Origin of the sequence: Streptomyces sp. NPDC006997 (genome assembly GCF_040635175.1) — a bacterium.
GTDB lineage: Bacteria > Actinomycetota > Actinomycetes > Streptomycetales > Streptomycetaceae > Streptomyces.
In genome coordinates, this window is sequence record NZ_JBEYHH010000037.1 from 56,311 (window position 1) to 67,416 (window position 11,106).

Annotated in this window: 12 protein-coding genes and 5 tRNA genes; 7 read left to right on the forward strand and 10 right to left on the reverse strand. The window is 73.6% G+C overall.

Features of this window, described 5'->3' with window-relative positions; all coding sequences use genetic code 11:
• Positions 1-122 precede the first annotated feature (122 nt).
• Positions 123-581, reverse strand: a complete 459-nt coding sequence (locus ABZ659_RS29355; protein WP_360225658.1) for a hypothetical protein — start codon at positions 579-581, stop codon at positions 123-125.
• A 208-nt stretch (positions 582-789) separates the two neighbouring features.
• On the opposite strand from ABZ659_RS29355, the gene ABZ659_RS29360 reads away from it, so the two are divergent.
• Complete coding sequence (locus ABZ659_RS29360; RefSeq protein WP_360225625.1) at positions 790-1,302, forward strand: DsbA family protein; 513 nt, start codon at positions 790-792, stop codon at positions 1,300-1,302.
• A gap of 1 nt (position 1,303) precedes the next feature.
• On the opposite strand, the gene ABZ659_RS29365 is transcribed toward ABZ659_RS29360, so the two are convergent.
• From ABZ659_RS29365 to ABZ659_RS29375, 3 genes are read right to left on the reverse strand one after another with little or no spacing between them, the layout of a single operon-like run.
• Positions 1,304-2,128, reverse strand: coding sequence for a GNAT family N-acetyltransferase (locus tag ABZ659_RS29365; protein WP_360225627.1), 825 nt, complete (start codon positions 2,126-2,128; stop codon positions 1,304-1,306).
• Positions 2,129-2,183: 55 nt separating this feature from the next.
• Positions 2,184-3,005, reverse strand: coding sequence for an aminodeoxychorismate lyase (locus ABZ659_RS29370; RefSeq protein ID WP_360225629.1), 822 nt, complete (start codon positions 3,003-3,005; stop codon positions 2,184-2,186).
• 1 nt (position 3,006) lies between these two features.
• On the reverse strand, positions 3,007-4,047 hold the full coding sequence (locus ABZ659_RS29375) for a chorismate-binding protein (RefSeq protein WP_360225631.1): 1,041 nt from the start codon (positions 4,045-4,047) through the stop codon (positions 3,007-3,009).
• Positions 4,048-4,203: 156 nt separating this feature from the next.
• Between ABZ659_RS29375 and ABZ659_RS29380 the strand changes: the two genes are divergently transcribed.
• From ABZ659_RS29380 to ABZ659_RS29400, 5 genes are all read left to right on the forward strand, one after another.
• A tRNA-Gly gene (locus ABZ659_RS29380) sits at positions 4,204-4,276 on the forward strand.
• Between the two features lie 40 nt (positions 4,277-4,316).
• Positions 4,317-4,390 (forward strand) — tRNA-Cys (locus ABZ659_RS29385).
• Between the two features lies 1 nt (position 4,391).
• Positions 4,392-4,463 (forward strand) — tRNA-Val (locus ABZ659_RS29390).
• Between the two features lie 20 nt (positions 4,464-4,483).
• A tRNA-Val gene (locus tag ABZ659_RS29395) sits at positions 4,484-4,555 on the forward strand.
• A gap of 33 nt (positions 4,556-4,588) precedes the next feature.
• Positions 4,589-4,660: transfer RNA gene (locus ABZ659_RS29400), tRNA-Val, on the forward strand.
• A gap of 66 nt (positions 4,661-4,726) precedes the next feature.
• On the opposite strand, the gene ABZ659_RS29405 is transcribed toward ABZ659_RS29400, so the two are convergent.
• From ABZ659_RS29405 to ABZ659_RS29415, 3 genes are all read right to left on the reverse strand, one after another.
• Positions 4,727-5,020 carry a zf-TFIIB domain-containing protein gene (locus tag ABZ659_RS29405; protein ID WP_360225633.1) on the reverse strand — a complete coding sequence of 98 codons (294 nt, stop codon included), beginning with the start codon at positions 5,018-5,020 and terminating at the stop codon, positions 4,727-4,729.
• Between the two features lie 80 nt (positions 5,021-5,100).
• Positions 5,101-6,036, reverse strand: a complete 936-nt coding sequence (locus ABZ659_RS29410) for an aminoglycoside phosphotransferase family protein (RefSeq protein ID WP_360225635.1) — start codon at positions 6,034-6,036, stop codon at positions 5,101-5,103.
• An 823-nt stretch (positions 6,037-6,859) separates the two neighbouring features.
• On the reverse strand, positions 6,860-7,102 hold the full coding sequence (locus ABZ659_RS29415; RefSeq protein WP_360225637.1) for a hypothetical protein: 243 nt from the start codon (positions 7,100-7,102) through the stop codon (positions 6,860-6,862).
• Positions 7,103-7,298: 196 nt separating this feature from the next.
• Between ABZ659_RS29415 and ABZ659_RS29420 the strand changes: the two genes are divergently transcribed.
• Positions 7,299-8,771, forward strand: coding sequence for a serine/threonine-protein kinase (locus tag ABZ659_RS29420; protein ID WP_360225640.1), 1,473 nt, complete (start codon positions 7,299-7,301; stop codon positions 8,769-8,771).
• On the opposite strand, the gene ABZ659_RS29425 is transcribed toward ABZ659_RS29420, so the two are convergent.
• The 3 genes from ABZ659_RS29425 to ABZ659_RS29435 all read right to left on the reverse strand — a co-directional run.
• The gene (locus tag ABZ659_RS29425) at positions 8,749-9,567 is read right to left on the reverse strand and encodes an RNA methyltransferase (RefSeq protein WP_360225643.1); all 819 of its coding nucleotides are present in this window, start codon (positions 9,565-9,567) and stop codon (positions 8,749-8,751) included. The two genes, ABZ659_RS29420 and ABZ659_RS29425, sit on opposite strands and share 23 nt — an antisense overlap.
• A gap of 64 nt (positions 9,568-9,631) precedes the next feature.
• On the reverse strand, positions 9,632-10,876 hold the full coding sequence (cobA, locus tag ABZ659_RS29430) for a uroporphyrinogen-III C-methyltransferase (protein WP_360225646.1): 1,245 nt from the start codon (positions 10,874-10,876) through the stop codon (positions 9,632-9,634).
• A 28-nt stretch (positions 10,877-10,904) separates the two neighbouring features.
• The coding region (locus tag ABZ659_RS29435) for a hypothetical protein (RefSeq protein WP_360225649.1) at positions 10,905-11,106 on the reverse strand (202 nt) is incomplete at its 5' end.

The window sequence follows — 11,106 nt, forward strand, 5'->3', positions numbered from 1 at the left end:
CGCGGGCGATGATGGCCTAAACCCGCACCCGCCACGCGATCAACACGCCAACCAGCCCCGGGAGTTCGCCGGAATCCGTGAACGGACCGGTCACCTTCCGCCCGCGCGCCCCTCGGGCGGGGTCATATGCCGTGCTTCTTGAGGATGGCCTCGATGTCGCTGAAGTCGTCCGCGGCGTCCGCACGGGCCCCGGAGCCGCTCGCGCCGCCCTGCGGCCGGGCCTTCTGGCGGGTGCTCGCGCCCAGGGCGGGTGCCGAGGCGCCCGGCTCCACGGCACCGCTGCGGGCGGCGGCACGGGCGGCCTTGCGCTCCTGACGGCCGCCTCCGCGACGGCGCTCCACGGCACGGGTGGTCGTGAACAGCGCCCAAGCCGCACCCAGCACCCCGACCCCCGCCCACGCCGTGGGACTGAAGGCGGTGTCGGCGGCCCACTCCACGACGCCCGTCATCACCAGTCCGAGGGGGACGAGCGCGTAGGCGGCGATCCGGGTGGCGGCGAGGAATCGCTTGCGGTAGGCGCTGACCGCGGCGATGCCCAGCCCGGCCGCGGCGACGGCGGAACAGACGGTCTCGGCAATCATCCGGTCCTCCAGGCAGGCTCGGTCGGGCAGCGGGCGCTTCGCCCCTTCCATCCTGCACCTCCCGACCCCCGCCAGGCCATGCTCCGGCCGGACATCAGGGACATCTCCGGGTCGCCTCCTCCGCAGGTGCCGGTCACGACGGCACTCGCCGAGCCCACCCCTGGTCCCGTTGTGGGACACCGGCGCCGGGGCTGGGAGACTGGCCCGCATGAACGACTCCTCCCCCGCCCCCGTCCTCGACGTCTGGTGCGAACTCCAGTGCCCGGACTGCCGCAGCGCCCTGGACGACGTCCGCGCCCTGCGCGCCCGCTACGGCGACCGGCTGGAGCTGCGGCTGCGGCACTTCCCGCTGGAGAAGCACAAGCACTCCTTCGCCGCCGCGCAGGCCGCCGAGGAGGCCGTGGAGCAGGGGCAGGGCTGGGCCTACGTCGAGGCGGTGCTCGGCCGGGTCGAGGAGCTGGACCGTAGGGGAGAACCCTTCCTGGTCGAGATCGCCGGCGAACTCGGACTGGACGCCGCGGAGTTCGACACCGCGCTGATCGACGGCCGCCACATCCTGATCGTCGACGCCGACCAGGCCGAGGGCAAGGCGATCGGCGTGACCGGCACCCCGACGTACGTCATCGGCGGCGAGCGCCTCGACGGCGGAAGGAGCCAGGAGGGCCTGCGGGAACGCGTGGAGGCGATCGCGGACCGCCTGCTGGCCGAGGGACAGGGCTGACTCAGAGCAACGGTTTGTACAGGACGTAGCCGGTGGTCCGGTAGCCCAGTGACTCGTACAACCGCTCCGCCGGAACGTTGCCCGCGAACACGTTGAGTTCCAGCACACCCTTCCCCGCCGCCACGGCCTGCGCCTCCGCCAGGAGCATCAGCGCGCGGCCGTGCCCCCGGCCGCGGTGGGCGGCGTCGGACTCGACGTCGAAGACGTACGCCTTGTCCTGTTGCAGTGCGAGCCACAGGGTGCCCACCCGGGTGCCCTCGTGCTCCAGGACGCTGAACAGCATGTTCCCGGTGTCGATCCCGCGCGGCAGCACCTGCTCCTGATCGCGCCGTGCCTTGGCGCGGGCGACGGACTCGGGCACGCCCCGCTCCACCCAGGCGCGGACGTAGTGCTCCGACTCGTGGGCGTGCCAGTCCTCGAACTCCGCCGGGGACATGGGCCGCGCCACGCTCCCGGCGGGCAGCGCGGGCGGGGTGGCGCCGAGGTGCTTCCCCATGCCGCGGTTGCGGTGGACGTACCCGAGGGCCTCGAAGAGCCGGAGACCGGCCGTGGCGTCGACCGGGACGGCGGCCTCGATCTGTCCGCACCCCCAGCCGCGCGCCACCTCCTCGGCGGCGAGCGCGGCGACGGTCCCCCGCCCGCGGCGCCGGTCCGGCTCCTCGATGCTCAGGCCGAGGATCCGCGCCACGGAGGCGCCGAGGCCGGGTGAGGTGCCGACGTGTACCGCGCCGACGGGCCTGCTGTTCACGCATACCTGGTAGCGGCGCGAACGGCTCCCGTCAGCGGCGCGCTGAAGCGGCTCGGTCGGCCGCAGGGTGGTGGTCATCAGGGGTGTTCTACCCGATGGCGATCGGCTCCGTCAGCCCGGTTTCACCAGGCGCTCAGGGATCGAGGTGCTCCGCGGCCCGCTCCTCGAACACCCGCATGGCCTTGGCGGTGACCGGCCCCGGGGTGCCCGCCAGGTCCCGGCCGTCCACGCGGTGTACGGCCTGCACGTCCCGCAGGGTCGACGTCAGGAAGACCTCCTCGGCGCGTTCCAGCACGTCCAGCGGCAGGTCGGTCTCCCTGGCGCCGGTCCACTCGACGACGAGCGCGCGCGTGATGCCCGGCAGGCACCCGGAGGCGACCGGCGGCGTGTGGAGCTGCCCGTCGAGGACGACGAACACGTTGGACCCCGTGCCCTCGCACAGCTGCCCCACGGTGTTCCCGAACAGCGCCTCGGAGGCGCCCTGTTCGTGGGCGCGGGCGAGGGCGACGACGTTCTCGGCGTACGAGGTGGTCTTCAGGCCGGTCAGCGCGCCGCGCTCGTTGCGGGTCCACGGCACGGTGATCACGGCCGTGGTGTCGGGTCGCCGTACGGTCGCCCCGACCGCCACCACCAGCGTCGGCCCGTGCTCGCCGCGGTCGGAACCGAGCGGACCGTGCCCGCCGGTGTAGGTGACGCGCAGCCGCCCCAGCGGCGTCGGGTTGGCCTCCAGGACGGCGGCGCAGGCCCGGCGGACCTCGTCGTGGTCGGGGTCGGGCAGGCCGAGGCCGCGGGCGGAGCGGGTCAGCCGGTCGAGGTGCCGGGTGAGCGCGAACGGCCGCCCGTCGACGGCCTTCACGGTCTCGAAGATGCCGTCGCCCACGGTGAGCCCGTGGTCGAAGACGGAGACACGGGCGCCCTCCGCGTCCTGGAGCCCGCCGTCGAGCCATATCTTCACGTCAGAGTCCCTCTCCACTGTGCTCGTACGCCCCCGACGCTACCGCGAGCAGCCGGGACGCCTTCAGCTCGGTCTCCCGCCACTCCCCCTCGGGGTCCGACCCCCAGGTGATCCCGGCGCCGGTGCCGAAACGGAGCGTGCCCGTCTCCCGGTCGAGCCAGAAGGTGCGTATGCCGACGGCCAGCTCGCCCACGCCCCGGTCGGCGTCCACCCAGCCGATGCCGCCGCAGTAGGGCCCGCGCGGCGCGGTCTCCAGGGTGTCGATGATCCGCAGGGCGCTGGACTTCGGCGCTCCCGTGACCGACCCGGGCGGGAAGGCGGCGGCGAGCAGCTCCGCCCATCCGGCACCGGCGCGCAGTACCCCGCGCACGGTGGAGACGAGGTGTACGAGCCCCGGGTGCTTCTCCACGGCGCACAGGTCGGGCACGCTCACACTCCCGGGCTCGCACACCTGCCCGATGTCGTTGCGCACCAGGTCGACGATCATGACGTTCTCTGCGTGGTCCTTCTCCAGCAGGTCCGCCTCGGTCCGCCCGGTGCCCTTGATCGGCCCGGACTCCACGACCCGCCCGTCGCGGCGCAGGAACAGCTCGGGCGAGGCGGTGGCGACCTCCACCCCGTGCCCGGGCAGCCGGATCGTCCCGGCGTACGGTGCCGGGTTGCCGCGGGCCAGCAGCGCGGTCAGCGCGTCCACGTCGGCGTCGGCCGGCACGGGCGCCGACAGCACCCGGCAGAGGTTGGCCTGGTAGACCTCACCGGCCGCGATGTGCTCACGGATCCGCCGTACGCCCGTGGTGTACGCGGCGCGGTCGAGGGACGACGTCCAGTCACCGGCGGCCGGTCCGCGCCACGCCCCCGGCACCGGCGCGGGCACCGCCCGGGTCCGTACCTCGGCGAAGCGAGCGCAGGTCAGACGGCCCTCGAAGTCCGCGCAGACGGCCCAGAGGCCCCGGGAGTCGAGCGCCGTGGGATCGTCGGTGACGTCGAGGAGACCGGTGGCCAGTCGGTCACCGAAACGGGCGAGAGGTGGGAGGTCGAGCACGCTGTCGAGTCTATGGCGGGTCTCCCCCGGGGTGCCCGGACCGGCCGGTTCAGCGGGTGTAGCGCAGCACGCTGCACAAACGCGTTTTTGTACTGGCCCCGGAATCCGCTAGAGTTCAACTCGTCGCCGAGCCGCGCAAGCGGTCCGAAACGACAGGCGGACGTAGCTCAGTTGGTAGAGCGCAACCTTGCCAAGGTTGAGGTCGCGAGTTCGAGCCTCGTCGTCCGCTCGAAGGAACGCAGGGGATCTTCCGGGTCCCCTACACTCCTGGTGGAGTGGCCGAGAGGCGAGGCAACGGCCTGCAAAGCCGTCTACACGGGTTCAAATCCCGTCTCCACCTCCATGGACGATTAGCTCAGCGGGAGAGCGCTTCCCTGACACGGAAGAGGTCACTGGTTCAATCCCAGTATCGTCCACTGGATCTCCGGATCCCCCCGCGCGATTAGCTCAGCGGGAGAGCGCTTCCCTGACACGGAAGAGGTCACTGGTTCAATCCCAGTATCGCGCACGCAGCACCCTTGATCAGCGATCAAGGTCCCGAGGACGATTAGCTCAGCGGGAGAGCGCTTCCCTGACACGGAAGAGGTCACTGGTTCAATCCCAGTATCGTCCACTGGATCTCCGGAAAGCCCCCGGCCGCGTTCCACGGCCGGGGGCTTTCTCGTACGTGCCGCGCGGCTCAGCTGGAGAACAGCATGTGCCCGAAGCCCTTCTTCCCGTGTCGACCGTAGTGGCCGCCGTGACCGCCATGACCGCCGTGCGGGGCACCCCAGGCCGGGGCGGGCGGAGCGGGGTACGCCTGCGGTGCGGGCGGGGGCGGCGGGGCGGGCTGCGTCCACTGGGACTCCAGCCGGGTCAGCGCCTCCAGCTCGCCGTAGTCGAGGAAGATGCCCCGACAGTTGGCGCACTGCTCTATCTGCACACCGTTGCGGTTGTAGGTGTGCATCTGCCCGTGACACTTCGGACACTGCATCGTCGGCTCAACTCCTCGCCGGTCGGTCCTGCTTCGGGTCTCGCCAGGACAGACTCTGTCCGGCTGCGGTCGGTTGCACCCTACTTCGCGCGGTTCGGGGCCGACTCCGGGGGGACGGCGGCCATGCGGTCACAGGCGTCGACGAGGGCCTGCTCCACGTCGTCCAGCGCGCGGCCCGCGTCCTCCGCCTTCACGATCGCGCGAGCGGCGGTCTGCGCGGTGAGGGCGCGGGCGGGCACGTCCAGGGCGGGCCAGGGATCACCGTCCACCGGGACGGCGGGGCCCCGCGCCTCGCGGTAGGCGCCCAGGAAGCGGTCCCACTCCCGCGGCGGGAGGATTCCGCAGGCGTACCAGGCGGCCGGGCGGCCCAGGTCCCAGGCCGGGACGCCCACGCCGAGGTCGTCCACGTCGATGAGCCGCCAGGGGCCGTCCGGGGCGGGGTGCCGGACGAGTTGGCCGAGGTGGAGGTCACCGTGGCAGAGGGTGGCGGTGTCCGGCATCGGTGTCTCGGCGCGGGCCCAGGCGGGGAGGGCGGCCCAGGCGCGTCGTACGGCGGAGGTGGCGGCGGGGGCGGCGCCCTTCAGGTGGGCCACGGCTCGGGCGGCCTTCTCCGGGCCGCGCATCGGGGGGAGGCCGGTCGGGGGGCGGGTGCGGTGGAGGTGGGCGAGGAGGGTGGCGGCGGCCTCCCAGGGGGCGGCGTCGGGGTCGTCCGGGTCGACGGGGGTGCCGTACGGCCAGAAGGTGACGAGGCGGTCGTGCAGGGTGACCGGGGTCTCGGCGAGCGGGGGCAGGAGCAGGCAGGGGAGGGCGGCGGCCGTGCGGAGGCGCGGGGTGAGGGCGGCGGGGGTGGTGCCGGGGGCGTGTGCCTTCGCGACCGTTTCGGCGTGCCGGACGACGGTGGCGTCGGGGCGGTGGGCGAGCGTACGGGACGCTCCGCAGGGGCAGGTGGGGCTGCGGGTGTGTGCCTCCGCGGTGGCTCTGACGGTCAGCGCGACCGGGAGGGGGGTGTGGGTCACGGGGGCTCCTTTCTGACCGCGAGGGTATGTCGGGGAGAGCGGGGGTGTGCTGGCAGGGGATGGGGGCGCACACGGCGCTGCGGGCTGCGGGGTTCCCGGCGTGGATACTGACGCGACGGCGACGCGCACGGTCCGACACTGGTGAGGTGCCCCGGCGTGAATGCCGACACGGAGGCGGGTCGCCCGGCCCGGCGCTGATGGGCTGCCCCGGCGTGAACGCCGACGCGAGGGCGGCTCGCACAGCCCGGCGCCGCGGGGTGCCGCTGCGCCCGCCCGTGCCGCCCCAGCGGCACGACTGCCGCGGCTAGGGGGAGATCGGTGCCCATCGCGGGCAAAGGTAATGCCAGGCGCAGCTCCCCAGCTGCGCCTGGCATTGTTGCCGTCCGCCGCACCCCCGTCCCCACGGGGTTATGGGTGGATGTCCCCGCCCGGACCGCTCTTCCGGGCCTGGGGTCGCCGCTCAGCGCCCCAGCATCTCGCCCACGGACGACGCCTGTAGGGTCACTGTCTCCCAGCCGTCGAAGACGACGAGGAGCAGGACCGCCAGGGGAAGAGCCATGAGTGTCGCCACCAGCGGATGGCGGCGACCCCGCCCGCGGACCACTGTCCGCGACGCCGTGTGGGCCATGGCCCCTCTCCTGACCTTGTCGGTTCGTCTGCAGCGGCGGGCGTCTGACCTCGGGGGACGAGTGCTGCACCCGCCGCTTGACCTCAAATCTAGGCGCGCGGCGACCACCGCACGTCATGCCTTCGTACCGATTGGCGGGCCTCCCGGAGGATGAGCCACGCGCCGCCGACTACTCCCCTGGTTGGAGACGTCGGCTCAGGTCTCGGGGTCATCCCGGAGGGGCTGCCTCGGCACGGGCTGTTCGACCAGCGCCAGCACCCGGGTGGCCATGAAGCGGGCCGTCCGCACCACCGACCCCCGGCGCGTGACTTCGCTCACTTCCACCACCCCCCGCCGCACCACCGTCTCCACCCTGCGGCCCGCCCGGGTCGCCACCACCTCGTACGTCCGCGTGGTGTCACCGGCGTCCACGACTCTCTCCACCCGGTCACCCTTCACGGCACCAACCCCCCTCTCATGACGGACGGTTGTGATCACCCACGTCCACAAGCCGCCCCGCCCGCACACTCCCTGACCACCCTTCAAGTCTCCCACCCACCACTGACAATCCCTCCCCACCCGAGGGCGCGGCCTCTGCGCGCACACGGCCGTGGAAACGTAAGCTGTGGCTCGTCACAGGGACCGGGCAGCGGGGATGAACATGGCGATGATGCGCCTGAGGCGCGAGGACCCGCGCGTCGTCGGCTCGTTCAGGCTTCACAGACGGCTCGGCGCGGGCGGAATGGGCGTTGTCTACCTGGGCTCCGACAAGAAGGGCCAGCGGGTCGCGCTCAAGGTGATCCGGCCCGACCTGGCGGAGGACCAGGAGTTCCGGTCGCGTTTCGCGCGCGAGGTGTCGGCCGCCCGGCGGATCCGCGGGGGCTGCACCGCCCGGCTCGTCGCCGCCGACCTGGAGGCCGACCGTCCGTGGTTCGCCACCCAGTACGTACCGGGACCCTCCCTGCACGACAAGGTCGCCGACGGCGGCCCGCTGGTCGCCGCCGACGTCGCGGCCGTCGGCGCCGCGCTGTCGGAGGGGCTCGTCGCCGTCCACGAGGCCGGGGTCGTCCACCGGGACCTCAAGCCGTCGAACATCCTGCTCTCCCCCAAGGGCCCCCGGATCATCGACTTCGGCATCGCCTGGGCGACCGGCGCCTCCACCCTCACCCACGTCGGCACGGCGGTCGGCTCCCCCGGCTTCCTCGCCCCCGAGCAGGTGCGCGGCGCCACCGTCACCCCGGCGACCGACGTGTTCTCGCTGGGCGCCACCCTCGCCTACGCCTCCACCGGCGACTCCCCCTTCGGGCACGGCAGCTCCGAGGTGATGCTGTACCGGGTCGTCCACGAGGAACCGCACCTGCACGGCGTACCGGACGCGCTCGCCCCGCTCGTGCGGGCCTGTCTGGCGAAGGATCCCGAGGACCGGCCGACCACCCTCGACCTGTCGCTGCGGCTGAAGGAGATCGCCGCGCGGGAGGCGCAGGTCCTGCTGGACGGACGGCCGCCCGCGCCCCGCGCCGCCGAGGCCGACCGCCCTACGGGCCGCCTCGCGGACACCTACCCCGACCCGCAGCGCGTCCAGCGGCGCCCGCAGGCGGCCCCGGGCACCCCAGCTCCCCGCGGCACCGGCCCGTCACGGGGCGGCGGCGCCGGCTCCCGCAACCAGCGCCCCGCGCCACCCCAGTCCCCGTCCTCGCCCTCGTCCTCCTCCGCACCGCCGTCGCAGCGGGGCGGCTCCCCCGCACGCGGCGAGGGCGGCTCCCGCCCCACTCCCACCGGCCGCAACACCGCGCAGAACCCGGCCAGGAACACCGGCAGGAACCCGGCCAGGAACACCTCCCGCAACGGCTCCCGCTCCCCCGGCACCGGCCCCGGCCGCCCGGGACCGGGAACGGGACGCCAGGCACCCCGCAACACGGGCACGGGCGGCGGCCGTCTCCGGCGCCCCGCTAACCCGCGGCTGCTGCGGCAGCGGCTGTTCGTGTTCGTCGTGGTGACCCTGCTCGTGGCGCTCGGCATCGCCCTGGTGCAGGGCTGCCAGAAGTCGGCACGCGGCCTCGACCACCCGCGGACACACCAGACCGCCACGGGCCTGATCGCGTCGGCTACAGACCCGGCCGCCCCGTAGCCACCGCGTAGAAGGCGACCGCCGCCGCCGCGCCCACGTTCAGCGAGTCGACGCCGTGGGACATCGGGATGCGCACCCACTCGTCGGCCGCGACCAGCGCCTGCGTGGACAGCCCGTCGCCCTCCGCGCCGAGCATGAGGGCGACGCGGTCCATGCGGTGCGGGGCCGCCTCGTCGAGGGACCGGGCCTTCTCGTCGGGGGTGAGGGCGAGCAGTGTGAAACCCGCCTCCCGGACCGACTCCAGCCCCTTGGGCCAGGTGCCGAGACGGGCGTACGGCACGGAGAACACCGCGCCCATGGAGACCTTGACGCTACGGCGGTACAGCGGGTCGGCGCAGTCCGGCGAGAGCAGCACCGCGTCCATGCCGAGGGCGGCGGCGGAGCGGAAGATCGCGCCGATGTTGGTGTGGTCGTTGACCGACTCCATGACGACCACCCGGCGGGCGCTCTGGAGCAGGTCGGCCGCGGTGGGCAGCGGTCTGCGCTGCATGGAGGCGAGGGCGCCGCGGTGCACGTGGTAGCCGGTGACCTGTTCGGCGAGTTCGGGGCTGACGGCGTACACCGGGGCGGGCAGCTCGTCGATGACGTCGCGCATGGCGTCGACCCACTTCGCGGAGAGCAGCATCGAGCGCATCGCGTACCCGGCGTCCCTGGCGCGCCGGATGACCTTCTCGCCCTCCGCGATGAACAGGCCCTCGGCGGGTTCGCGTCGGCGGCGCAGTTCGACATCGGTCAGGCCCGTGTAGTCGCGCAGGCGCGGGTCGGCGGGGTCGTCGACGGTGATGAGATCGGCCACAGGGTGATACTGCCTTGTCCTGGGTGTGGTGCCAACGGCTGGGAACGGGTGCTGTTACCCGCGGTTACTCGGCGGGGTGCGCGACGGTGCCCGGGCCCACGCCGACGACCTCGCCGATGACGATGACCGCCGGGGGCTTCACCTCCTGCGCGACGACGGTCTCCGCGACCGTCGCCAGGGTGGCGTCCACGCGGCGCTGGGCCGCGGTGGTGCCCTCCTGGACCAGGGCGACGGGCGTGTCCGGGGACTTGCCGTGCGCGACCAGGGTCTCCGCGATCCGGCCGATCTTGTCGACGCCCATCAGGACGACCAGCGTGCCGGTGAGCCGCGCGAGCGCCGCCCAGTCGACGAGGGAGCGCTCGTCGTCGGGGGCGACATGCCCGCTGACCACGGTGAACTCATGGGCGACGCCCCGGTGGGTGACCGGGATGCCCGCCGCGCCGGGCACGGAGATGGAGCTGGAGATGCCGGGGACGACGGTGCACGCGATGCCCGCCTCGGCGAGCGCCTGCGCCTCCTCCATGCCACGGCCGAAGACGAACGGGTCGCCGCCCTTCAGCCGTACGACGGACTTGCCCCGCTTGGCGTGTTCGATCAGGGCGTTGTTGATGGCCTCCTGGGCCATGAACCGCCCGTACGGGATCTTCGCCGCGTCGATCACCTCGACGTGCGGCGGGAGTTCGGCGAGCAGGTCGCGCGGGCCGAGCCGGTCGGCGATGACGACGTCCGCCTCGGCGAGCAGGCGACGGCCGCGGACCGTGATCAGGTCGGGGTCGCCGGGGCCGCCGCCGACCAGGGCGACGCCCGGGGTGCGGGTGCGGTGGTGCGGGGCGACGAGGGTGCCGTCGCGCAGGCCCTCGACGACCGCGTCCCGGATGGCGGCGGTGTGGCGGGGGTCGCGGCCCTTGGCGCTGGTGGTGAGGACGGCCACGGTCACGCCCTCGCTGGTGCCGGTCGCCGGGGTCCAGGCGGTCGCGGCGTCGGCGTCGTCCGCGCGGACGCACCACAAGCGGTGGCGTTCCGCCTCGGCGGAGGCGCGGGTGTTGGCGTCGGTGTCGCTGGTGGCGATCAGGGCGTACCAGGCGTCGGCGAGGTCGCCGTCGGCGTAGGGGCGCCGGGTCCAGGTGATCTCACCCGCGTCCGCCATGGCCTCCACGGAGGGGGTGGCCTCGGGGGACACGAGGTGGATGTCGGCGCCCGCGGCGATCAGGGCGGGGAGGCGGCGCTGGGCGACCTGGCCGCCGCCGAGGACGACCACGCGGCGGCCGGCGAGGCGGAGGCCTACGGGGTAGGCGGGGTGTTCGGCCATGAGGGGGCGGCTCCTCGAACAGCGGGGTTCAGTGGGCGCACTGCGGCGTTGAAGCGGCCCTGACGTGCGGAATTTTATGCACACGCGGGTGAGGGATCGCCGTGCCCACCCGTTCCGCCCCGCGGAACGACTGCCGGAACAGACCCTGCTCGCCCTGCCACCAGCGCCCGCGCGGGCCGCCCCACTGGTGGGAGATGTTGACGGCGTCGCCCTTGCGGTCCCGTCCGCCG